Here is a 23,741-nt window from a genome sequence, read left to right as displayed (position 1 = left end):
GCCGATCCGCGAAATGTAGGGAATCAAGGAGTCATGATCCATGAAGCGCATGCACCTGCACGTTTCCGTGCCGGAACTGGAACCGGCGATCCGCTTTTACTCGCAGCTGTTCGCGGCCCAGCCGAGCGTGGTCAAGGGCGACTACGCGAAATGGATGCTGGAGGACCCGCGGGTGAATTTCGCGGTGTCGGCCCGCGGTGCGCCGGTGGGCCTGAACCACCTCGGCATCCAGGCCGAAGAGGCGGGCGAGCTCGACGAGCTGGGCCAGCGTCTGGACGCCATCGACGCGGACGTGCGCGAGGAGATGGGCACGCATTGCTGCTACGCGCAATCCGACAAGTACTGGACTACCGATCCGGCCGGGATCGCGTGGGAGAGTTATCAAACGCTCGGGAGCATCCCGATGTTCGGCGCACAGGATGAAGGGACCGGTGACTGCTGTGTACCGGAAGGGACATCAACCGTCTCGTGCGAGCCAGCTAGTGACAATGAAGCCAAGGGTTGCTGCTGACGCGTTACCCAGGAGATACGGAGGAAGCAATGACCGACTGGAACGCCTCCGTCGAGGAGATCTCGACGAAGGAAGGCATGGGCATCTTCGAGCGCTACCTGAGCGTGTGGGTGGCGCTGTGCATCGTGGCGGGCGTCGCCCTGGGGCAGTTCCTGCCGGTGGTGCCGGAGACCCTGTCGCAGTGGGAGTACGCCCAGGTCTCCATCCCGGTGGCCATCCTGATCTGGGCGATGATCTACCCGATGATGGTGCAGATCGACTTCTCCGCGATCCTCGGCGTGCGCCGGGAGCCGAAGGGCCTGGCCATCACCACCTCGGTGAACTGGCTGATCAAGCCGTTCACCATGTTCGCGATCGCCTGGTTCTTTTTCATGGTGGTGTATGCCGCCTGGATCCCGGAAGACCTGGGGCGTGAATACCTGGCCGGGGCGATCCTGCTGGGCGCGGCGCCGTGTACCGCGATGGTGTTCGTCTGGAGCTACCTGACCCGCGGCGACGCCGCCTACACGCTGGTACAGGTGGCGGTGAACGACATCATCATGCTGTTCGCCTTTGCCCCCATCGTGGTGCTCCTGCTGGGCGTGTCGAACATCCACGTGCCCTGGGACACGGTCGCGCTGTCGGTGCTGCTGTACATCGTCATTCCGTTCGTCGCCGGCTACCTGACGCGCATCTGGCTGATCCGCAAAAAGGGCATCGAGTGGTTCGACAACGTGTTCATGAAACGTCTGGGCCCGGTCACGCCGATCGGCCTGCTGGTGACGCTGGTCCTGCTGTTCGCCTTCCAGGGCGAGCGCATCCTGGAGAACCCGGGGCATATCGTGCTGATCGCGATCCCGCTGATCATCCAGACCTTCCTGGTGTTCTACATCGCCTATTACTGGGCCAAGGCGTGGCGCGTGCGGCATGCGGTGGCCGCCCCCGGCGCGATGATCGGCGCGAGCAACTTCTTCGAGCTGGCGGTGGCCGCGGCGATCGCGATGTTTGGCCTGCAGTCGGGTGCGGCGTTGGTGACCGTGGTGGGTGTGCTGGTCGAGGTGCCGCTGATGCTGGCGCTGGTGCGCATCGCCAATCGCACCCGCCACTGGTTCCCGGCGGACACCGAGGGGAAACCGGCATGACCACGGTTACCCTGACCGATGCGGCACGCGACTGGCTGGCCGGGCAGGGCGGCGAGGTGACGCTGCGGTTGTCTACGCGCCACGGCTGCTGTGGCGGCCAGGCCGCGGTGCCGGTGGCCGAACCGGGCGCACCGCGTAATGCGGACGGTTATACCGTCCGGGAGATCGATGGCGTTCGGGTCTTCGTCGCCGATGATCTCGGTGCGGGTCCCTATCGTATTGATGGGGAGGGCCTGTTTCGCTGGCGCCGGCTGGTGGTGGAAGGCGAAATGGGCCAAAGCCAAAACTAAAGGCTGGAGAGCGCGATGTTCGAACATATTCTGGTTGCAGTGGACTTCTCGCCCGCCTCGGCCCGTCTGGAGGGCCAGCTAGAACGCCTGCGAGCGCTGGGCTGCCGCAGGCTGACCCTGGTCCACGTGCTGGTCGGGGGGTACACCCAGGCCCCCGAGCTGGGGCATGGCCCGTATTACGAAGAGCGCCTGGAGGAAATGGCCGCCCGGCTTCGTGAGCGAGGTTTCGAGATCGATACGGCCGTCTGCGCGGGCGCCGTGGCCTCCGAACTGGAGCGCGTGGCCCGAGAGCGTGGTGCCGGCGTGATCCTGGCCGGCAGCCATGGTCACAGCTCGCTGCGCGATATCTTGCTCGGAAGCACGGTGCTGGATCTGGCGCGCCGCGCCCGGCGCCCGCTGCTGCTGGCACCCACCGGCGGCGATGTGGCACTGGCCGAGGCCCCGGTGTGTCGCCCTTTGCTGGCGACGGATGGCTCGAAGGCCGCAGCGGCTGCCGAGGAGGTCTTCCTGCAGGTCTTGCCTCAGTGTCGGCGCGGGGTGGTGGTGGCGGTCGGGCGTTGGGGCGATGATCCCGAACGCGTCGAGGAGCGCCGGACCATCGAGGCCCACGTCGAGGGGCTGGCGCAGCGGGCCGGTGAGCGCCCCTTCGACACCGTGCTCGTCGGCCAGGGCAAGCCCTCGGTCGTGATCGGTCGGGTGGCCGAGGAAAAGGCCGCGGATCTCGTGGTCATTGGCAAGCGCGGCCGCAACCCGGTCACGGACCTGCTGCTGGGCAGCACGGCCGAGGCGGTATGCCGCCAGGCCCGGCGCCTGACGCTGCTGGTGCCATCATCCTGAGAGGCCAAGTTCTGGAGTTCGATGTGCTTTGTTAATGCCGGCGTGGGCGGGTGTACCAGAACCAGCTGAGGCGGCGTGAGCGCAGGCTCCAGGGGAACAGCAGGACCTGCGTCACCACGAGGACGTGGCGGCCCGGATGGAACCAGTCCGCCTTGCGGCCGGAGGTCAGTACGGGCGTTTCCAGGATCTCAACGCGCTGGCCGTGCGCGCGGCCCCAGCGTCTCAGCGCGCGGGACAGGAACACCTCTTCTCCCGCGTACACGGCCTCGCTGAAGCCGCCCACCGCCGCGAAGGCCTCGCGGGTGCAGAAGACGTAGCAGCCAGCCGCCAGAGCCAGGCGCGCGGAGAGGGTGTTCCACGCGGTGGCACCCCAGCGATAGATCCGGTGGCTGAGGTGGTCGAAGGTCACCCGAGCGCCACCCCCACAGACCTCGCCGCTGTCCAGCGCGTCCAGTGTTGCCTGCAACAGGGCGCGGTCGGGCCAGGTGTCGGCATCGACGAACAGGAGGTAATCGCCGCAGGCTGCGGCCGCGCCGGCATTGCGGGCGCGGCTGATGCGGCGCTCGGGTTCGAACACGACGCGGCATCCCGCGGCCTGGGCAATCTGTGGCGTGCGGTCGGTCGAGGCGTTGTCGACCACGATGATCTCGCTGTTCCGGTCAATGCCGGATAGCGCTTCCTGCACCGCCGCCAGGGTGCGCGGCAGCCATTCGGCCTCGTTCCAGGCCGGGATGATGATCGACAGGGCCGGTCTGCGGGACACGCGGGTCAGTAGGTCGGCATGTGGGGATCGACATCGCGCGCCCAGGCATCGACGCCGCCGGTCAGGTTGATCACGTGCTGGAATCCGGCCCGGTCCAGGAATCCGCAGACCTGCTGGCTGCGCACCCCGTGGTGGCAGATCACCACGATCTCGTCCTCGGCGTTCAGATCCTGATAGGCCGTCGGGATCTGGCCCATCGGGAGCAGTTGCGAGCCCCCGATGTGGCAGTGCTCGTATTCCCAGGGCTCGCGTACATCCAGGAGCAACGGCGGGTGCTCCGCCTGGGCGAGGTAGTCCTGTAGTTCTCGGGGAGACATCTGGCGCATGGGTCGATCCGTGCCTGAGTAAGCCCGCCACGCTAGGGTGCGGCGGGCCGGGGCGCAAGAAACACGATCATTACCGCGTCGAGGGGGATCGACCGGCATGCCGTCGCGGAGGGAGACGCCCATTCATGGGTACGGCGGGTCGAGGCGCCCGGGATCGTATCGTGTGGTTTGCGGCAGGAGGGCTGGCTGGAGGTTGCGGCGGTTCTTGTATAACTGCGGCGATGGGGAGGCGTGCGAGAGCATGCGAATGGCACCCGGGCCCGCGACGTTCGTGGTGGATGGGCCCGGTACCAGGCTCTGAATCCATGGCGATCGCGGGGGCTGTCAGCGAGACACGCTTAATCGGCCTCCCGTTTGCAGATCAGGCGACGTCGACAGCAGACGATGGTATTCCGCCCGCACCGCCGCATAACATTCACAGGCACACGCTTCCAGACCGGGCCGGTCGAGCACGGTGATGTGCCCGCGGTGGTACTCGATCAGGCCCGCTTTTTGCAGTTTTCCGGCGGCGCAGGTGATGCCTTCCCGGCGCACGCCCAGGATATGGGCGATCAGTTCCTGGGTCATTTCGAGGGTGTTCGCGTGCAGACGGTCGAGATTCAGGAGCAGCCAGCGGGCGAGTTGCTGGTCCAGGGTGTGGTGGCGGTTGCATACCGCCGTTTGTGCCATCTGGGTCAGCAGCGCCTGGGTATAGCGCAACAGCAATTGCTGCATGTGCCCGCCGTGGGTGAACTCGTCTTTCAGGACCTGGGCCTTCAGCCGGAACCCGTGTCCGGCGCTGTGCACGACAGCGCGGCTGGATGTGCTCTCGCCGCCCATGAACAAGGAGACCCCGATCATGCCCTCGTATCCAACCACGGCAACTTCGGTCGTTGCGCCATCCTGCATCACGTTGAGGAGGGACACGATGGCGGTGGTGGGGAAGTAGGCGTAGCGCATCGGGTGTCCGGGCTCGGCGAGGACTTCCCCCAACGGCATGGGTACCGCCTCCATGTGCGGGGAAAGATGCGCGTAATCGTCGAGCGGAAGTCCTGCGAGCAACTCGTTCGCGCGAAGTCTATCGGAGTACGGCATCCTGGCCCCCCTGCCCGAAGGTTGAATCAGTACATAAGCCCCCCCCGGTGGCCGCAAGCGCGACGGTGCCCCATCGCTGCTGGCTGAAGTGTTCATGGATTCGATCATTACCAAGCCATGTTGCTTTAATAGCCTCACGGATGCTGGGCGTCAACGCTCTATTCACGTAAACGTAAACCCGACGGGATTCTTTCGGGGGGCGTCCACTCGCATGCGTGTCGCCCCGGGCCACGCGGAGCCGAGCCTGAATGGCGGGCAGATCGAGTAACACCCGGGTGCTACAGAGGTTTGGACGTTCCACGTTCAATGTGCGTGTCCAAGTGGCGTGACCAGGGTGTCTGCACGGACTCGCGGAGGCGAACAGACGACAAGGTTCGTGGGGGGAGGGGGCGAAACTGCCATGGTACTGCGGGCGCAGTGTGTGGGATCGAACATACGGTGAGCGCGCCTGGCCCCACTATAGGCTGGAAGTGTACGGCTTTCGGACCCGCTCCTGGATCGAGACCGAAAGCCCGGTGTTAGAAACCGGCTCGCCGGCGGTGGGGTGCGAACCCGGCCGCCGGAGTCGAGCCAAGTACGGAGTCCCAGCATGGAGCCACAAGCAGCGGTTGTCGAACCCGCCGATGATCCCCGAGCGTTACAGCGCGCACTGTCCGCGTATCGGACGCCGCTTCTCGCGCGCAGCGTGTTTGAACTGGTCGTTACCGTGATCCCGTTCGGCCTTTTCTGGTTTCTGACCTGGGCCAGTGTGAGCGCCGGCTACTGGGTTGGCCTGGTGCTGGCCATTCCCGCTGCCGGATTTCTCGTGCGGCTGTTCATGATCCAGCATGACTGCGGGCACGGGTCATTCTTCCCGTCCCGGCGCGCGAATGACTGGGTGGGACGGGCGCTGGGCATCTTCACGCTCACGCCCTACGACTTCTGGCGCCACACGCATGCCCTCCATCACGCGCACTCGGGCAATCTGGATCGGGCGGACGAGGGGAGCATCGATACATTGAGTGTGCGGGAATACCAGGCCCTGTCTGCCTGGCAACGCCTGCGTTACCGGCTGTACCGGCATCCGCTGATCCTGTTCGGGCTGGGTCCGGTGTACCTTTTCATGTTGAGCAACCGCCTACCCGTCGGGTTCCTGCGCGCGGGATGGATGCCCTGGTTGAGCACCATGGGTACCAATGCAGGCATTGCGCTGGTCGTCGTTGGGATGATGTGGCTGGTGGGTGCGGGCACCTTTCTCCTGGTGCACCTGCCGATCGCGGTTCTGGCGGGCGCGATCGGTGTCTGGCTGTTCTATGTCCAGCACCAGTTCGAGAATACGCGGTGGGCGCACGACGAGGCGTGGAGCTTCCAGGAAACGGCGCTCTACGGCAGCTCCTATTATGATCTGCCCGCCCCGCTACGCTGGATGACCGCGAATATCGGGATCCACCACGTCCATCATCTCGCCAGCCGCATTCCATTCTACCGATTGCCCGAGGTGCTGGAAGACCATCCGCAGCTTCGCAAGATCAGCCGTGTCACGCTGAAGCAAAGCCTCCATTGCGCCCGGCTCGCCCTGTGGGACGAGGAGCGGGAACGTCTGGTCCCCTTCGAACACGCAAGCACGGAGACGCCTCCGGTACGCGCGTAGGCATGCAGAGCGGGGTCTCCGGCAGGGCGCTCGACGGCTGCGTCGCGCACGGGGAGCGGACGTGCGAATGGATCAGGGTCTCCCTGGCGCGCAACCGGCCATGCCGGACAGAGTGCCCGGGCTGCACCCTGTCCGGCGGATGGGGCCTGTGATCGCTCCCTGAATGGCCGGCGGGCTGTGCGGTACAGCCCGGCAAAGCCGAAGGCGGACCCTTCGCCGCGACGATGCGAGGCCTATCGGAGTCCGAAGAATCCCAGTATGAACAGGACGATAACGATGGCGCCGACGATGTAAATGATCTGGTTCATGAGCTTTTCCTTGGTTTGGACGGGTTCGGCGACAGGCTGTCCGAACCCGGTGATTCGCCTTTAAGCGTATGCGTGGCCGGATGGCCCGTCGGTGCGGCACCGCACAGGGAGTTTCGGGGCTCATTCGAGCTGGCAGCGAGCGCTGAGTGTTCGCCGCATTGTCCGCCTTGTGGCGAACAGACGCCCGCACTGCCGAATGCCAATCTCGGGGCAGGCTGCGTCTTGCTCGGGGCAGGCTGCGTCTTGCTCGGGGCAGGCTGCGTCTTGCTGCCGGGGTGTGTTCGGCAGCAGACAGACGCAGGGCTCGGGGCCCGCGTAGCTTGGCGCTAGCGAAACGCCGAGAACGTGGGCGAGTCGCTTGAGCGCGCCGGAGACCGCATCCGGGACGCGGGCCGGGGCCCCCGTAACTGAATGACGGATGGGCCGGGCGGCTATCCCGGACGTGACTCCTATCGACAACCGTTAACGGGAGAAGGACATGAACAAGGACCAGATCAAGGGCCGCGTCGAAGAGGCGAAGGGCCAGGCAAAGCAGACCGCCGGCAAGGTCGTTGGCAACAAGGAACTGGAAGTGAAAGGAAGCGCTCAGAAGGCGGGTGGAAAGCTCCAGGCGGGATATGGCGACCTGAAGAAGGACATCAAGGATTCCACCTGACCCGGACTTTCCGCGAGTGACACCGGTCACCAGCTGCGATCGCGGTGCGTCCGCCGGGAAGCAGAGCGGCCCGGCACCGGGCTATTATGCGCGCACCAGGGGCGGTGACCTCGGGATGGATTTGACTGGAGGACCGATGCGGAAGCTGAGCCCGGAGTTCGAGAGACAGTTGCAATTGCGCCATGAGGCCGAGTCCCGGCTTAAAGAGGGTTCGGCTCCGCCTACCGGTGGCTGGACGGTGGGCCCGGATTCGCTGACGCTCCTTTACCGCCTGGCAAGCGACCCCGATACCGCCGCGGATGCGCTCAGGCTGCTGAGTGAACTGCAGACCCACCAGGTCGAGCTGGATCTGCAGAATTTCCAGCTGAGAACTGACCAGGAGGAGCTGGACCAGGCCCTGGCTCGTTATCGAAGTCTCTATGAGTTTGCGCCGGTGGGGTACCTGGTTGTCGGGCTCGATGGAAGAATCCGCGAAGGCAATCGCGCCGGAGCGGAGCTGCTCGGTACGGCACCGGATGGACTCGAGGGCGAGCCCCTGGCGTCGTGGTTCGCGCAGGGCAGCCAGTCGGCGATCCAGGGCGTGGTTGATGCGTGCCGGGAAGGCGCCGGGGGCGTCTGCTGTTCGGTTGAATCCAGCAGCCGAGGGGGTGATGGCGCAGAACTTTTGCGAATGACCGCGAGCCTGGGCCCGGGGGGCGAGGACGTATTGCTGATCGTCTCGAGGTGCGAATCATCGCCGCGATGAGTCTGCCCGGGAGGCGCTGAGTATGGGTAACCGTTCCCCTGTCGATGCTCCGGAGGCGGTGCGCATTATTGGTATCGGGGCATCGGCCGGCGGTCTGGTTGCGCTGGAGGAGTTCCTGCACCGCATACCGCCGGACAGCGGCATCGCTTGTGTCGTGGTGCAGCATCTTGATCCCACCCAGAAGGGGCTGCTGCCCGAACTGCTGCAACGGGTCACCGCCATGCCGGTGCGTGCGGCCGAACAGGGCATGCGCGTCGAGCCCGGTCACGTGTATGTGATTCCGCCGAACACGGAACTCACCGTGGTCGGCACGACGCTGCACCTGGGCGCACCCGCAGAGCCACGGGGCATGCGCTTGCCAGTCAATATCCTGTTTTCGTCGCTGGCCGGTGGGCAAGGCGAACGCGCCATCGGTGTCGTGCTCTCCGGTATGGGCTCGGACGGAACGGCGGGCCTGGAGGCGATCAAGGCCGTGGGCGGCCTGACGGCGGTGCAAGACCCCGAATCGGCGCAGTTCGACTCGATGCCCCGAAGCGCGATCAATGCGGGGTGTGCCGATATCGTGGCGACGCCGAGCGAGCTGCCGGAACGGATCCTGGCCGTCGTGCGCGAGGCGAGCGCCGTTTCGGGCGAGGCGCTCCCCTCGGCCATCTCCACGCCTCTGGAACGGATCGTTGCCGCGTTGCAGCAGCGGATTCGCCATGACTTTTCGCTGTACAAGCCCAGCACGCTGCAGCGCCGGACGGAACGGCGCATGGCCATCCATGGCATCGCCTCGCTGGAGGAGTACGCAGCGTTCCTCGAACACAACGCGCAGGAAGCCGAACTGCTGTTCAAGGAACTGCTGATCGGCGTGACCAGTTTCTTCCGTGATCCCGCCGCCTGGGAGTATCTGGCGGATACGGTGCTGCCCGAGCTTCTGGAGCGACAGAAGGGGGCAGAGAAGCTTCGCGCCTGGGTGATTGGTTGTTCGACCGGCGAGGAGGCCTATTCGCTGGCCATGGTGTTCACCGAGGTCATGGAGCGATCGCAGCCGCCGCCTGCCGTCACGCTGCAGATCTTCGCGTCGGATTTGAGCCCGGACGGCATTGCGACCGCGCGCCGGGGCCGGTACCCACTCGCGATCGCGGACGATGTGTCGCCCGAACGGCTGGCGCGTTTCTTTACCGCCCATGAACACCACTATCAGGTGATACCGGGCATTCGGGACATGGTGCTGTTTTCCCAGCATGACGTGATCCTCGATCCGCCATTCACCAAGCTCGACCTGATTGCCTGCCGCAACCTGCTGATCTATTTTGGGCCAGTATTGCAACGCAAGCTGCTGCCCCTGTTCCACTACAGTCTGCGCCCGGGTGGCGTACTATTTCTGGGGACTTCCGAGACCGTCGGGCAATTCAACCATCTGTTCACGCCGATCGAGTCGCGGCTGCGGTTCTATCAGCGCCAGGATCACACCTACATGGGTGGGCGCGATTTCCTGCCTCATGCCTTCCCGCCCCTGTCCGGCCCGAGCAAGGAGCGTCCCGTGTCCCCATCCGAGGTTTCCTCCCAACCCACCGATGCGCTGCAGGCGGAGGCCGATCAGGTCCTGCTGCAGGTATACGCGCCGGCCGCGGTCGTGCTCAATGCCGATGGGGATATCGTCTACGTCAGCGGCCATACCGGAAAGTACCTCGAGCCGGCCGCCGGCAAGGCCAACTGGAATATCTTCGCCATGGCGCGCGAAGGCCTGGGTGGACCTCTGGCCAGCGCGTTGAAAAAGGCCGCGAAGGCCGACCGCCCCGTGCACTTGCATAGCCTGGAGGTGCCCACGCACGCCGGAGTGCAGCGCGTCGATGTCACCGTGCATGCCTTTCATGACGCATCCCCCTTGCGGGGCATGACCATGATCGTATTCCGCGATCTGGCCCCGAGCACGGCCGGGCAGGGTGGGCGCAGGAACAAGGGCAAGGGGGCAATGCCGGCCGCGCATGCCGCCGAGCTGCAGCAATACCGCGCCGAGATCGAGGCCTTGCGCGAGGAGGCGCGCACGGCCCGGGAAGAGTCGCAGGCTGCGACCGAGGAGCTGCAATCCGCCAACGAGGAACTGCAATCGTCCAACGAGGAGCTCAACAGCTCGAAGGAAGAGATGCAGTCCATGAACGAGGAACTGCAGACGATCAATGCCGAGCTGCAGGCCAAGCTGGACGATCTCGCGCTCGCGCAGAGCGACATGCAGAACGTGCTCAATAGCATCGATATCGCCATCCTGTTCCTGGATCAGAATCTGGATGTCCGGCGTTATACCGATCAGGCGGCCCGAGTCTTCCGACTCCGGGAGAGCGATGTCGGCCGGCCGCTGAGCGATCTGACCACCAGCCTGGAATACCCGGAACTGCATGACGATGCCCGCGATACCCTGCGCACCCTGGCCGTCTCGGAGAAACAGATCACGACCGACGATGGGCGCTGGTTCACGGTCCGCATCATGCCCTATCGGCGGGTGGACAACGTGATCGACGGGGTGGTGATCACCATGGTCGATATCACCGAGACCAAGAGGCTGGAAGCCGGGTTGCGGGACTAGGGAGACGCTGATCTATCGCACGCCCGCGTTGGTGCCCCCTGTTTGCCGAGACAAGGCGCGTCGTGTAGCGGGTAGTGGTTCTACCCGCAAGCGGCGCAACGCAGGATCGGGGAACAGGGGGTGCCAACCCCACGAGCTATCGAGCGCAGGGGCTCGGGCGCCCGTTGTTGACAAAAACGGGCGTGGGAACGGCGTTGCGGCTCCCTTGTGCAGAATGACTGCACGGCAGTCACCGCGCCTTGTTCGCACGCAAAAGCGACTCGAGCGCGAACGTGTACATTAATCAGTGTTTCCCCAGGGCAAACCGATGACGGCCCGCCCCAATGGGCGGGCCGTCATGGAGCATGGACGAGTGGCGGCGCGTCACCGCGATCGCGGCCTCGGCAGGGTGGCCGAGCGTGCGTAGCGGGGTCCGACCGCTATTTGAGCTGCATGTCGTTTTCGACCGACCGTACGCCCTCGACGCCACGTGCGATCTCGACGGCCTTGTTGATGTCCTCCTGGGAACTGACGAAGCCGCTCAACTGCACGCGGCCCTCGTAGGTCTCGACGCTGACTTCGAAGCCGCTCAGGGATGGCTCGTTGAACAATGCCGCCTTCACCTTGGTGGTGATCACGCTGTCGTCGACGTACTCGCCGACAGTCTGTCTTTCATTCGATGCAGCGCAACCCGCGAGGAGCAGGGCCAGCAAAAGGGTCAGGAAGATCGGGGGTAAATATCGCAACTGTCTCATTTCTTGTTCTCCAGATGGGTATGGACCAAGTCACCGTGGACGGTGTCGGTCTGGTGCTGCCTGGGCTTCGGGGTGTCGGTGGCGGCATGTCCGTCGGCAGTAACGATCGGGACTAGATCCGGCCGGTGAGTAGCAGGATGAGAAGGATGATCAGCACCACGCCGATTACCCCGCCCGGGGCATAGCCCCAGTTCCGGCTGTGCGGCCACGTCGGGATCACGCCGATCAACAGCAGGACAAGGACGATGAGCAGAATGGTTCCCAGTGTCATGGCGTTTCCCTCAGTGTTGTGGGCCGTTTTGTGGCCGGGTCTTCTTGACCAGCACCTGTGAGAAAGTCTGGCGCGTGCCCGATGGGCTGTCTGTACGATCCCGCACACATCGCGGGTCTTCCCCGAAGCGAGAAAGGCCAGGCAGTAAGGCGGGGCCGGCGAGCAGGCGTGCGGGCTTGAGTTCACCCGGCGCGTGGGCCACCCAACCCGTGTGGACCAAGGGGCGGGTAGACCACGCCTGGGCCGGTGGGCGATCGGAGGGGCAGTGCACGGAAGGGTATTTTGTTCGGCGGCGAACAGAGTCGTCCCCGGGGGGATGGCATTCTTGTTCGGTAGCGTTTCCCTAAGTCGGGTCAGCCCGGGTAGCGGGCTGTCGGTTTTCTACTCGGGGGAGCCTGGACGAGACGGGCCGTCCGCGCTGTGGAACTCGCTTTCAGTCCGGAGACAGGAGAGATCATGACCGCCAACGAGCTCGGAAACGCCGCCGGTGACGCCCTCGACCGCATGGGTACCTGCGCAGAGGGGGGCGATGGCACTACCTTCTCCAGGAGTGCCCTTGCGAGAATCTGGAGCGGGCAGGAACGGCTGCGACAGAAAATGCGGAACAGAACCTCGACGAGCACTGCTCACCGCAACGGCTAAGGGCGCGGCCCTGCCTTGCGCAATAGCCGCTGAAAATCATCCAGTGGCAGTGGCGCGCTGAACAGGAAACCCTGGAAGGTATCGCAATCCTGATCGGCGAGGAGACGGCGCTGTGCCTCGGTTTCCACGCCTTCGGCAACGGTCGCGAGCCCCAGGCTCTTGGACAGGGCGAGGATGGCCGAAACCAGGGTGGCGTCATTGCCCGGTTGACCCATGTTGGCCACCAGCGATCGGTCGATCTTGATTTCCTGCAGCCTCAGCCGTGTAAGGCGAGACAGGGACGACCACCCCCGTCCGAAGTCATCCACCGACAAGCGAACGCCAAGGTCCATAAGCTGGCACGACCGTGCGATGGTCGCTTCACTGCTGTCGAGGGTCGCGCCCTCGGTCAGCTCCAGGGTCAGCTTTTCCGGATTGGCGCCAGTGGACTCCAGTGCCTGGCGGACCTGATCGATGAAATCGGCCTGCCGGAACTCCAGCGCACTGATATTGACCGCCAGGGTAAGTTCGCGGGTAGTGGGATCCTGCGCCCAGGCGGCGAGCTGGGCGCAGGCGATCTCCAGCACCCAGCGTCCGATGGGCAGGATCAGACCCGTCTGCGCGGCCATCCCGAGGAAGGCGCCAGGCGCCATCAATCCGTGTTTCGGGTGTCGCCAGCGGAGCAGCGACTCGGCCCCCACCACGCGCCGTGTTCCATCGAACCGGGGTTGGTAGTGCAGTTCGAGCTGTCCCTTGCTTAGCGCCTGGCCCAGTGCGTCCTCCAGGATGCCCCGGGCATCCAGCACTGCCTGCATGGACGGGTCAAAGAAGATTACCCGGTTACGTCCGGCCGATTTCGCCCGGTACAGGGCCAGATCGGCATGCTGGAGCAATTCTTCTTCGGCTTCGCCCGGACCGAACAGGCGCACGCCGATACTGGTCGTGCAGTGGAACGCGAAGTCGCCGAGATTGACGGGCTCGGCAATGCTTTGACGCAGTTTCTCGCCAACGCTCTGGGCGAGCAGGGCGGCGCTGTCCCGCGTCGGCCCCAGGCCATCCAGGATGACCACGAATTCGTCTCCGCCCATGCGCGCCACGGTATCGCCTTCGCGCAGCCCGGCACGCAGGCGCTGTCCCAACTCGGCGAGGAGCCGATCGCCGGCGTCGTGACCCCGGGTATCATTGAGCACCTTGAAATCGTCGAGGTCGAGAAACACGATCGCGCCGTAGAGGCCCTTGCGCTCGGATGCCGCCAGCGTCTGGGCCAGGCGGTCCAGTAGGAGCCGACGGTTGGGAAGGCCGGTCAGCGCATCGAAATAGGCCAGCCGGTGGATCTCTGCCGCGGCCTCGGCGCGCTCAGTGATGTCGAAGAACGCGATGCGCATGGTGGTCCCGGTGTGGGAGCGGTCCAGCACGCCGCATTGCAGTTGGGCCGGGAACTGTGAGCCCTCCGCATTCTGGAGTAGAAGTTCGTGCTCCTGGGGTGCGTCGAGGCGGCCCGCCCACACGGCCGCGGCCCGTTCCTGCCACCGCTCCCGGTCGCAGGAAGCGATGAACTGGTCGAAGGAATGTTCAAGCAACTGTGCCTGGGTGAGGCCCAGGAGCCGGGTGGCGAGCTGATTAGCGTCGGTCAACCGGCCATCGGGCGCAAGGATGACATAGGCCACCGGGGCGGATTCGAAGAGATCGACATAGCGGTTACGCGATTCCTCCAGTTCATGCTGGGCCTGACGCAGGGTCTCGTTCTGCATCTCCAGTTCGATCTGGTTAACCCGGAGTTCGTGCACGAGCGCCTGGGTCGATTCGGGGGGCTCCCGGGAAGCGACCCTTGCGAGGCGGGCCTCCGCCGCGCGCCGCAATGCGTTCTTGGTCTGGTACTCATCCCTCATCTGGTACTCAAGCCTCATGGTATCGTCCCTGTCGCATTCGGGGTTCGGCACGCCTCGTGGCCGTCTGCGTGTACCACCAGGTGTAAAGATTCATCACAAACGATTCGACCGGACGCATGCAGATGGCAGGGCGGCGCGGTGTCCGCGCGGGGTCGAACGCTCATGCCCAACCCTGGCACCGACCCTCCAGGGGGTCTGTGCGCTAGCGAACACGCGGCCGGTTCAATGGGCGGTGCCATCCCTCCGGGCCGATGGGCCGGGCCGTGTGGGCCATGCGGCATCGGTCGCTGGTTGGTGTGGGCGCGATCACGCCTTTGTAACGAGATGGAGTTCGACATGATGCTCCTGGTGGTCGTCCACCAATGGGATGCGTGAATCCGGGCACTCGACACCGTCCACGGTCATGCGGGTCGCCTGACCTTCGCGTTCCGCGGTCGGCCGGATGGTGATGTGGTAGACCGTCTCGCGGTAGCGGTAGTGGATGCGGTAGGCGTCCCAGTCCGCAGGGATGCGGGGCGTGATGCGCAGATGGTCGGCCTCCAGGTGCAGGCCCAGCAGGGTCTCGACCGTCAGCCGGTACATCCAGCCGGCCGCCCCGGTGTACCAGGTCCAGCCGCCGCGGCCGGTGTGCGGTGGGGCGCCGTAGATATCCGCGCACATCACGTAGGGCTCGACCCGGTAGCGTTCGATCGCCTCCGGGGTGCTGCCCTGGTGGATGGGATTGAGCATGGCGAAGAACTCCCAGGCGCGTTCCGTGTCGCCCATCCTGGCGAATGCCATCGTGGTCCAGATCGCGGCATGGGTGTACTGGCCGCCGTTCTCGCGCACACCGGGGATGTAGCCCTTGATGTACCCCGGTTCCAGGTCGGAGTGGTCGAAGGGCGGGTCGAGCAGCTGGATGATCCGCGCGTCGCGTCGCACCAGGCGCGTGTCCACCGCCGCCATTGCCTGGCGGGCGCGCAGCGGGTCGCCACCCGCGGAGAGGATCGCCCAGCTCTGGCTGATCGAATCGATCTGGCACTCCTCGTTGCTGGACGAACCCAGCGGAGTCCCATTGTCGAACCAGGCGCGCCGGTACCAGGCACCGTCCCAGGCTTCGGCTTCGATGTTGTCGCGAAGCGCTTCGGCCTGCGCGGTGCACAACTCGGCAAAGTCCGCGTCGCCGTGGTTGCGCGCGAGGTCGGCGAATTGCTCGAGATTCTCGAACAGGAACCACGCGAGCCATACGCTCTCGCCCTTGCCCTCGTTGCCGACCAGGTTCATGCCGTCGTTCCAGTCGCCGCAACCCATCAGCGGCAGGTGGTGCTCGCCGAAACGCAGCCCGTGCCGAAGGGCGCGCACGCAGTGTTCATAGAGGCTGGCCGATTCCGACGAGGTCTGCGGCTGGTCGTAATAGGCCTCCTCGTCCGCATGGAGTTCGCGGCCCTCCAGGAACGCGATGGACTCGTCGAGCACGCCGGTGTCCCCGGTGGCTGCCACGTAGCGACAGGCGGCATAGGGCAGCCACAGGTAGTCGTCGGAGAACCGGGTGCGCACGCCCTGGCCGTTGGGCGGGTGCCACCAGTGCTGCACGTCGCCCTGCGGGAACTGGCGTCCGGCACAGCGAAGCAGCTGTTCGCGGGCCAGCCAGGGCGTGGCATGGACGAGCGCCATGGTGTCCTGCAACTGATCCCGGAACCCGTAGGCACCGCCGGACTGGTAATAGCCGCTGCGGCCCCACAGCCGGCACGATATCGTCTGATACACCAGCCAGCCGTTGGCCAGCACGTTCAGGGCGGGGTCGGGGGTGTCCACATGCACCGCGCCCAGCGTGTGATTCCAGAACTCCCAGACCGCTTCGAGTGCGTGGCGCGCGCCGGCGCGTCCGCCGAATCGCTGGATGTACTGGCGCGCCTCGTCGGCGTTGGCGGCCGCACCGAAGACGAACACGATCTCTTGTTCCTCTCCTGCAGCCAGTTCGATCCGGGTCTGGAGCGCGGCGCACGGGTCGAGGCCGGGCCCGGTCTTGCCGGACAGCCGCTTACGGCGCATCGCCTCCGGGCTGGCCAGCGAGCGGTTGCGGCCAATGAATTCGTTGCGACTCCCGCTGATCCAGCGCTCGCGTCCGCCGACATGGGCAAACACCACCCGGTTGGCGCATTCGCGGCCGTAGGCATTGCGGGCCAGCAGCGCCCCGGTTTGCGCATCGACTTCGGTGACGATGTGCATCATGTTCGCGTGCCGCCACTCGCCGAGCACCAGTTCCCAATACCCGGTCAGCGACAGGCTGCGTGGCCGCTGCGATGTGTTGCTCAGTTTGACCCGTACGATCTTCACCGGAGCGTCCATGGCGACGTAGGTATGCAGCTCCGAGGCGATCTCCGATTCGGCGTGCTCGAACACGCTGTAGCCAAACCCGTGCCGGCATACGTAGCCGGATTGGCCGCGGGCTGGCAGCGGCGTGGGTGACCAGAACATCCCGGTCTCCTCGTCGCGGATGTAGAAGGCCTCGCCGCTGGCGTCGGAGAGCGGATCGTTGTGCCAGGTGGTGAGGCGGAACTCGTGCGCGTTCTCGACCCAGGTGTAGGCACTGCCGCTCTCGCTGACGACCGTGCCAATGTGGGGGCTGGCGATGACGTTGACCCACGGCGCCGGGGTCGTCTGGCCGGGCTCCAGGGTGACCACGTATTCATGCCCGTCGGGGGTGAAGCCGCCCAGCCCGTTGCTGAATACCCGCTCGCGTGACGCCAGCGGATGAACCGCTTCGGGGGTGGCAGGCTTGGCGGGTTCCAGCAGATCGGAGGCACGCGTTGCGGTCACGCGCCGGTCCACCGATCGGCCCGGCTTCGAGCGGCGCCGATCCACCGATCGTCCCTTGTTCGAGACCCGCCGATCCAGCGACTTGGCCGACAGCCTCCGGTCCATCTCTTCGCTCAGGGTCTTGGCCGTGTCGCTGAAGACGATCCGCGCCACCGTCTGCAGCAGGACCCGTTCGTCCTCGGTCAGTTCTTCGGCACGCCGCACGAAGACCCCGCCGGGGTGGTCGACGACCTGCGCCTCGGGTCCGGCGTGGATCAGCCCCATGATTTGATCCTGGAGCAGGGCGCGGTAGCCGGAGAAGTCCTCGTTCACGATCACCAGGTCCGCGGCCAGGCCCTTCAGACGCCAGTAGGTGTGGGCCTGCAGGATCTGCCTGACCAGGCCGATGCGATCCAGGTTGCGGATGTGCAACAGGACAATGGGCAGGTCCCCCGAGATGCCGAAGCGCCACAGCCCGGACTGGCCCAGCCGGTTGCGCGCGATGGTGGCGGGCTTGGTGCGGCGCAGGGCGTTGCCGTAGACGACGGAACTGGCCAGGCGGCCGAAGAGCTGGGCATCGACTTCGGTGGCATTGATGTGGCGCAGCACCTCCTGGCTCTGGAACCAGGCCATCTCGAATGCCCGCTCGACAAAGTAGCGGTCGCAATACTTTTCCAGCAGGGCCAGTGCGGTCTCGCGGGTGTCCACGGCCCCGGAGATGATCTGCACGCTGGCCGACTCGTCGGGCGCCAGGGTCAGGGTGCGGCGTATCGCGACCACGGGGTCCAGCACCGGCCCATCCGTATTGGAAAGGGTCGCCTCGCTGTCCGGGTTGTCGAGCACCAGCGGGTTGGCTGCGCTGCGCCCGCGGCCGATGAAGCGGGCACGGTCGGTCTCGTAGGAGGGTTCGTCGGTTGTCGCACCCGGGGCCGCCATCAGGTGGAACATCCAGGGCACTTGTTCGCCCGGCGTGCGTGGGCGCCGCGTGCAGAGGATCGCCTGGCGCTCCGGCAGGATCTCGGTCTGCACGAACAGATTGCTGAACGAGCGGTGCGCGAGGTCGTTGTTCAACGGCGCCAGCACCACCTCCGCGTAGCTGGTTACCTCGATGTGGCGGGTACTGGACGACTGGTTGGTGAGGGTGACGCGGCGGATCTCGACATCGTCCTCGGGCGAGACACAGATCTCGGTGTGGGCCTCGATCGCGTGGTCGCGGCGGCGGTATTCCGCCCGCCCCTGGACGAAGATTGCCTCGTAGTGGTCGGCGGGGCGCAGGGTGGGCTGGTGGGCTGTCGACCAGTAGGTGCCGCTGTCGCGGTCGCGCAGGTAGATGAACGTGCCCCAGCCATCGGTGGTGGCATCCTCGCGCCAGCGGGTGACGGCGAGGTCGCGCCAGCGGCTGGCGCTGCCGCCGGCATGTGTCGCCACGACGTGGTAACGACCGTTCGACAGCAGATGAACCTCGGGCATCGGCGTGTCCGGGTCGGTGAACATGCGCATGATCGAACCGGTGTCCGCGCCGGAGGGTCGAGCGGCGGCACTGACCTCCGCGGCGTGCGGGTGCACGGTGGCGCCCTTCTTTGGCACCCGTTCCTGGAGCAGCAATTCGGTCGCCCGCACCAGCGGATCGGACATGAAACGGCGCTGCATTGGCTGATCGAGCAGGACATGGGCAAAGGCGAGCAGGCTCATGCCCTGGTGATGCGCCATGAAGGAGCGCACAACGGCATGCGGATTGCCGTGCGGCACCCGGGTCGCCGTATAGTCGATCGCCTCGTAGAACCCGTAGGCGCCGAGGAATCCCTGATCCGCCAGGTTCTGGAGGTTACGGCAGGCGTCCTGCGGTGCCACGGTGAGGGCCAGGGCGCTGGCGTAGGGTGCGATCACCAGGTCATCGCCCAGCCCCCGCTTCAGGCCGAGGCCGGGCACGCCGAAGGCGCGGTACTGGTACACCTGATGGAGATCCGTGGCGCTGTAACAGGACTCGGATATACCCCAGGGCACTGCCCGTTGACGGCCGTATTCGATCTGGCGTGCCACGGCCGCCTTGCCGGTCTGGTCCAGCAGGGTATTGGTGTAGCTCGGCATGATGAGCTGCGGCATCAGGTACTCGAACATGGAGCCGCTCCACGAGATCAGGCTGATGTCGCCTCCATGGCGAGTCAGCAGGCGGCCGAGCGTGAACCAGTGTTTCTGCGGCACCTGTCCCTGCGCGATGAGCAGGAAACTGGCCAGGCGGGCTTCCGATGCCAGCAGGTCGTAGCACGATGGGTCACGCCGCCGTTCGGTGACGTCATAGCCGATGGCCAGCAGGTCGCGCGGCGCGTCGTAGAGAAACTCGAAATCCATCGTCGCCAGTGCGCTGCAACGCCCGATCAGGTCATCGATGCGGTCGATCTGCGCCCGGGCCCCGCCACCTCCAGTATCCGCCCGGGCCAGTTCCGCCCGCGTCGGGAGGCCGTTGTCCGGCCACGTGGCGGGAACCAGCCGCGCGAACTCTTCCTGGAGGGCCTTGGCCTGGCGCTGGAATGCCTGCGTCCAGGCATCCAGTTCAGGGTCGATTTCGGTACCTGGCGACGGCTCCTCGAGGAGCATGCCTCCGAGTCGGTGAAGCTCGCCGAGTGCACGGGTGGCGGCCTCCAGGGTTTGCGGGGGGGCGTTCAGCATCAGGGTGCGCAGGGTCTCCTGCAGCCGGCCGACGGTTTTCGTCAACTCGGGCGCGGAAGCAGGGGGCAAGTGTTCGGCGAGCACCTCCAGGGTGTCCTGTAGGCCCTGCCACGCGTTCGCGGTCAGTATCGGTTGGTGCTTCAGTTCCTCCAGGCCGGCTTGCAGGGTCAGCAGGCTGCCGGCCAGGTTACCGCTGTCCACCGACGATACGTATTGCGGCTGGAGGGGTTGCAGCGTGCGGGTGTCGTACCAGTTGTAGAAATGCCCGCGATAGCGTTCCAGCTGCTCCATCGAGCCCAGGGTGTTGCCGATGCGTTCCAGGCATTCCCCGGTCGTGAGATAGCCGAAATCGACCGCCGCCAGATCGGCCAGTAGCGCCATGCCCATGTTGGTCGGCGAGGTCCGCGTGGCGATGGCCGAGGCGGGGGATTCCTGAAAATTGTCGGGTGGGAGCCAGTGATCTTCGGGGCCGACGAAGTCCAGGAAGTAGCGCCAGGTACGTCGGGCCACGGCCCGCAGGAAGGCCCGCTGATCGGCGCTCAGGTCCGGAGTGGAAACGCTCAGCGGCCGGCTGATCCACCAGCCGATCACCGGCGAGACCAGCCACAGCAGCAGGATCGGGGCGGCGGCAAGCCAGACCGCCGCCGGGCTGCCGGTTAGGGCCAGTAGCACGCCCAGCACGACGGCAAGACCGGGTGCGCTCGCCATCTCCCGGAAAAAACCGGCCGGCGTCTGGCGGGCGTTGCGGCGCGCGTACGATGGCAGGTACCACAGCAGCAGACCGCTGCGCGTGTACAGCATGCGGATGCCCGAGTGCAGGATCGCACCCACGCTGATCCGCGCGTCGTAGGGCAGGAAGGCCAGGGTCAGCAGGGCAAGCAGCAGCGGCCGGCCGGTCGACCGTCCGGTCAGGTTCAAGTGTGGCGCCCAGTCGCGTCCGGTTGGCTTGTCGATCAGCTCGATGATGCTGGACAGCAGGGTGGGCAGGAGCACCACGGCCACGACCAGCAGGGTCCACAGCCACGCTGGTCCCAGCAGCCAGCCCCCTGCAAGCAGGAGCACCAGCGCGGGCGCGACCAGGCTGCGCCGCAGGTTGTCGAACAGTTTCCAGCGCGACAGGGCCGAGAGGGGGTTCGGCTGGCGCGGTCCCATGGATCCGTCCGGGCCGGGCGGCCCCGGTACCCGCGGGCGCAGCCAGCCTGCCAGTTGCCAGTCGCCCCGTATCCAGCGGTGGCGCCGACTGGCCTCGATGGCAACACTGGCCGGGTGTTCCTCGATCAGTTCGATATCGGTCACCAGGGCCGACCGCGCATACCCGCTTTCGAGCAGGTCGTGACTGAGGATCAGGTTCTCCGGGAAGCGTCCGTCGACGGCCTGGCGGAACGCATCCACGTCGTAGATGCCCTTGCCAATAAACGAGCCTTCGCAGAAGACATCCTGGTAGACGTCCGACACTTCACGGGTATACGGGTCGAGGCCGGACTCACCGGCAAACAACCGGCTGAAGTGCGACTGCTCGGCGCTGGTCAGGCTGATCATCGCGCGGGGCTGGAGGATCGCATAGCCCTCCACCACGCGACCCTTGTCGGGGTCGTAGACCGGGCGGTTGAGCGGATGCGCCAGATTGCCGATCAGGGCGCGGGCGGCGTCGCGCGGTAGCTGTGTATCGGTATCCAGGGTGATGACGTACTGGATCGAAGCGAGCACGGACGGATCGCCAACAAGATCGGAGAAGGCGGTCAGGGCTTCGCCTCGCAGCCGCGCATTGAACTGCTCCAGCTTGCCGCGCTTGCGCTCATGGCCCATCCATATCTGTTCGAACGGATTCCACACCCGGGGCCGGTGGAACAAGTAAAAGATGCAGGGGCGGTCGTCGCTGTAGGTCTGGTTGAGTTGTTCGACTGCACTGCGCGCATGGGCGAGCAGGGCCTCATCCCCGGGCATGGTTTGTTCGGGCGCGTCGCGGAAGTCCGTCAGCAGGGCGAAAAACAGGTTGGGATCGCGATTCCCGAGATAGCGGATCTCCATGGCTTCGAGCAGATCATCGACGTCCTGCGGACTTCCCAGGAGGGTGGGTACGACCACCATGGTGCGGTGGCGGTCGGGAATCCCGTGGGAAAAATCCATGCGGGGCAAGGCCCGTGGTGGCAGAACGCGCGTGTACAGCAGGTTCACCAGGGCGATCGCCAGCGCCGAGGCGGCGATCAAGAGCGGAAGCGCAAGCAGCCAGTTCCACCCGGAACCGGCGCCGAAGAAGCCCCCAAGGGCTGCCGCACCCCCTGCGATGAGGAGCGTGAGCAACCCAATGGGCCCCAGATACAGGGGCAGGCTGTGTTCCCGGAACACCCCGCGGATGCGGGATCTCCACGAGGGCCGATAGCCCACTGCCTGCTCCAGGTCCGGACGTCCCCGGTCGACCAGGTAGTAGCCCACATGCGCATTGCGGTCGCGGGGGTTCTGGTGTGTGGCTGCCGCTTGCGCCAGACCAATGGCTTCGTGCGCGACGGTCGGTTCGCTGCGGCCGCTGTGGCGCGCCACTTCCTCAATGACGTGGCGATACCGGTCGCGGGTCGCGAAGTCCTGGCCGGCGTAGCTGCCCATTGGATCCTCGCTCAGGATCCGTTCCACTACGCTGAGTGACTCGACATACTGCTTCCAGTCCATCGAGGAGATGAACCGCAGGCTGCCGATGCAGTTGGCGATGGAAATCTGGTTGGCTGCCGCCGTGCGTCCATACGCCTCGGACAACCCGGTAGTGGTGACCCCCTGTTCCTGCAACCGTTGCTCGACCCAGGTCTGCACGAAGGCCATGGACGGCCCCTGCGCCTGGAGCCGGCCGTAGAACTCCTCCACAAACGGCGCCGTCAGCGGCACATCGGCACTGGCAAACTCGGCCAGCAACTGGATCAGCTGCGCGGGTTCGCGTTCGGCGGCCGCGAGCATGCGGTCCGCCCAGGTGATGGCCGCGTCACGTTCCACGCGACGCTGGGCGATGCGCACCCCGACGCGGCGCAGGTTCTCCAGCAAGGCCAGCTGGAGCATGATCGGGAACGCCCACAGCTCACCGAGTTTCAGGGGCTCGACGGTTTGATAGGCAGCGATCATCTCGGTGGCGTTGTCGCGATCGACCCGCCCATCCATGTGCGAGATCAGTCCCAGCGCCAGGTCGTAGATGCGCGGGAAGCCCGCCGAGGGGCCATCGGCCAGGTGCGGCAGCTGCCGGCTGTAGCCGTCCGGCAGATGCCGTCGTGCCATCGCGATCTGCTGCTCGATCAGGTAGAAGTTGTCGAGCAGCCACGCCTCGTCCGGCACGATTCGCTGGCCCGGTACTTCGGCACGGGTCGCGGTGATGACGTCGTAGGCCGCGATCAGGACCCGTTCATTGTCCGCCAGGCGCGGCAGCAGCCGGTCCGGTCCGGGGCGGGGATCGATACGGTGCTGCTCGGCCAGCGTGACCGCATGCCGCTTGAGCTGCTCGACGCTCAGAAGCTCCGAACGCAGCAACTCGGTGTCGCGGTCGTGGCGAAGCGCCTCGCGCGTACGCGAGGAAGATCCGAACGCCTTGATGTCGATGACCTTCTCCTTGTCCGGACGCAGGTGGGTCAGGGCCGGGCTGGCCTACCCCGTCGTAGGCAACGACTTCAGTCTTGCACCTTGCGTCAGCGCCGTATGTTCGCCAGCGCACGGTTGCCTGGCGTCAAACGTGATCCAGCGGGAAGTCGAGGCCGCCAGCCTGGGCAGGGGACACGGATGGCGTGAGGGGCTCGGTTGGAGCGGTCGGATCAGGCCTGGACCCGGCAAGAAGTCACCCCGCCTCTGGGGGGGGGGATCCAGGGGCGGGGAGCGCAGCACGGCTGGGGGAAGAGGGGTTTCCCGAATAGTGGGTGCGGGAGAGTGCTCTCAGGTGCTGAAGGCTATGGCGTTTGGGCAGGAGATGGACTTGATGCATTGG

15 protein-coding genes are annotated in these 23,741 nt (G+C 65.8%); 8 read left to right on the top strand and 7 right to left on the bottom strand.

The features are described 5' to 3' along the window. Nucleotides 1-40: 40 nt before the first annotated feature. The 4 genes from F792_RS0112795 to F792_RS0112780 are packed head-to-tail and all read left to right on the top strand — an operon-like array spanning nt 41 to nt 2,759. Complete coding sequence (locus F792_RS0112795; protein WP_018169938.1) at nt 41-511, top strand: ArsI/CadI family heavy metal resistance metalloenzyme; 471 nt, start codon at nt 41-43, stop codon at nt 509-511. Between the two features lie 29 nt (nt 512-540). Beyond that, nucleotides 541-1,632, top strand: coding sequence for an ACR3 family arsenite efflux transporter (arsB, locus tag F792_RS0112790; RefSeq protein ID WP_018169937.1), 1,092 nt, complete (start codon nt 541-543; stop codon nt 1,630-1,632). After that, nucleotides 1,629-1,922: a CC/Se motif family (seleno)protein gene (locus tag F792_RS0112785; protein ID WP_018169936.1), complete on the top strand. Its 294-nt coding sequence runs from the start codon at nt 1,629-1,631 to the stop codon at nt 1,920-1,922. Before arsB ends, F792_RS0112785 begins: the two co-directional genes overlap by 4 nt. A gap of 15 nt (nt 1,923-1,937) precedes the next feature. Further along, nucleotides 1,938-2,759, top strand: a complete 822-nt coding sequence (locus F792_RS0112780; RefSeq protein WP_018169935.1) for a universal stress protein — start codon at nt 1,938-1,940, stop codon at nt 2,757-2,759. Nucleotides 2,760-2,790: 31 nt separating this feature from the next. Here F792_RS0112780 and F792_RS0112775 read toward each other — a convergent pair whose 3' ends face one another. The 3 genes from F792_RS0112775 to F792_RS0112765 form a co-directional block, all read right to left on the bottom strand. Then, nucleotides 2,791-3,522 (bottom strand): glycosyltransferase, encoded by a 732-nt coding sequence (locus F792_RS0112775; protein WP_018169934.1) that lies wholly within the window; start codon nt 3,520-3,522, stop codon nt 2,791-2,793. A 5-nt stretch (nt 3,523-3,527) separates the two neighbouring features. Next, nucleotides 3,528-3,848 (bottom strand): rhodanese-like domain-containing protein, encoded by a 321-nt coding sequence (locus tag F792_RS0112770; protein ID WP_018169933.1) that lies wholly within the window; start codon nt 3,846-3,848, stop codon nt 3,528-3,530. Between the two features lie 324 nt (nt 3,849-4,172). Further along, nucleotides 4,173-4,826, bottom strand: coding sequence for a Crp/Fnr family transcriptional regulator (locus tag F792_RS0112765; protein ID WP_018169932.1), 654 nt, complete (start codon nt 4,824-4,826; stop codon nt 4,173-4,175). Nucleotides 4,827-5,511: 685 nt separating this feature from the next. On the opposite strand from F792_RS0112765, the gene F792_RS0112760 reads away from it, so the two are divergent. From F792_RS0112760 to F792_RS0112745, 4 genes are all read left to right on the top strand, one after another. Beyond that, nucleotides 5,512-6,552, top strand: coding sequence for a fatty acid desaturase (locus F792_RS0112760; protein WP_018169931.1), 1,041 nt, complete (start codon nt 5,512-5,514; stop codon nt 6,550-6,552). A gap of 786 nt (nt 6,553-7,338) precedes the next feature. After that, a complete protein-coding gene (locus tag F792_RS0112755; protein WP_018145502.1) occupies nt 7,339-7,515 on the top strand; it encodes a CsbD family protein in 177 nt (58 codons plus the stop codon). 136 nt (nt 7,516-7,651) lie between these two features. Beyond that, on the top strand, nt 7,652-8,260 hold the full coding sequence (locus tag F792_RS0112750) for a PAS domain S-box protein (protein ID WP_018169930.1): 609 nt from the start codon (nt 7,652-7,654) through the stop codon (nt 8,258-8,260). Nucleotides 8,261-8,282: 22 nt separating this feature from the next. Beyond that, nucleotides 8,283-10,829: a chemotaxis protein CheB gene (locus F792_RS0112745; RefSeq protein ID WP_018169929.1), complete on the top strand. Its 2,547-nt coding sequence runs from the start codon at nt 8,283-8,285 to the stop codon at nt 10,827-10,829. A gap of 419 nt (nt 10,830-11,248) precedes the next feature. Here F792_RS0112745 and F792_RS0112740 read toward each other — a convergent pair whose 3' ends face one another. The 4 genes from F792_RS0112740 to F792_RS0112720 form a co-directional block, all read right to left on the bottom strand. Next, the gene (locus F792_RS0112740; RefSeq protein WP_018169928.1) at nt 11,249-11,563 is read right to left on the bottom strand and encodes a BON domain-containing protein; all 315 of its coding nucleotides are present in this window, start codon (nt 11,561-11,563) and stop codon (nt 11,249-11,251) included. 112 nt (nt 11,564-11,675) lie between these two features. Further along, a complete protein-coding gene (locus tag F792_RS14735) occupies nt 11,676-11,834 on the bottom strand; it encodes a DUF3309 family protein (protein WP_018145506.1) in 159 nt (52 codons plus the stop codon). Between the two features lie 638 nt (nt 11,835-12,472). After that, the gene (locus tag F792_RS0112725) at nt 12,473-14,242 is read right to left on the bottom strand and encodes an EAL domain-containing protein (RefSeq protein WP_018169926.1); all 1,770 of its coding nucleotides are present in this window, start codon (nt 14,240-14,242) and stop codon (nt 12,473-12,475) included. Nucleotides 14,243-14,650: 408 nt separating this feature from the next. Continuing rightward, nucleotides 14,651-23,293, bottom strand: a complete 8,643-nt coding sequence (locus F792_RS0112720; RefSeq protein WP_018169925.1) for a GH36-type glycosyl hydrolase domain-containing protein — start codon at nt 23,291-23,293, stop codon at nt 14,651-14,653. Between the last annotated feature and the right edge of the window lie 448 nt (nt 23,294-23,741).

Origin of the sequence: Thioalkalivibrio sp. ALMg9, assembly GCF_000380625.1 — a bacterium.
Classification (GTDB): domain Bacteria; phylum Pseudomonadota; class Gammaproteobacteria; order Ectothiorhodospirales; family Ectothiorhodospiraceae; genus Thioalkalivibrio; species Thioalkalivibrio versutus.
This window is presented reverse-complemented; position numbering and strand designations above follow the sequence as displayed.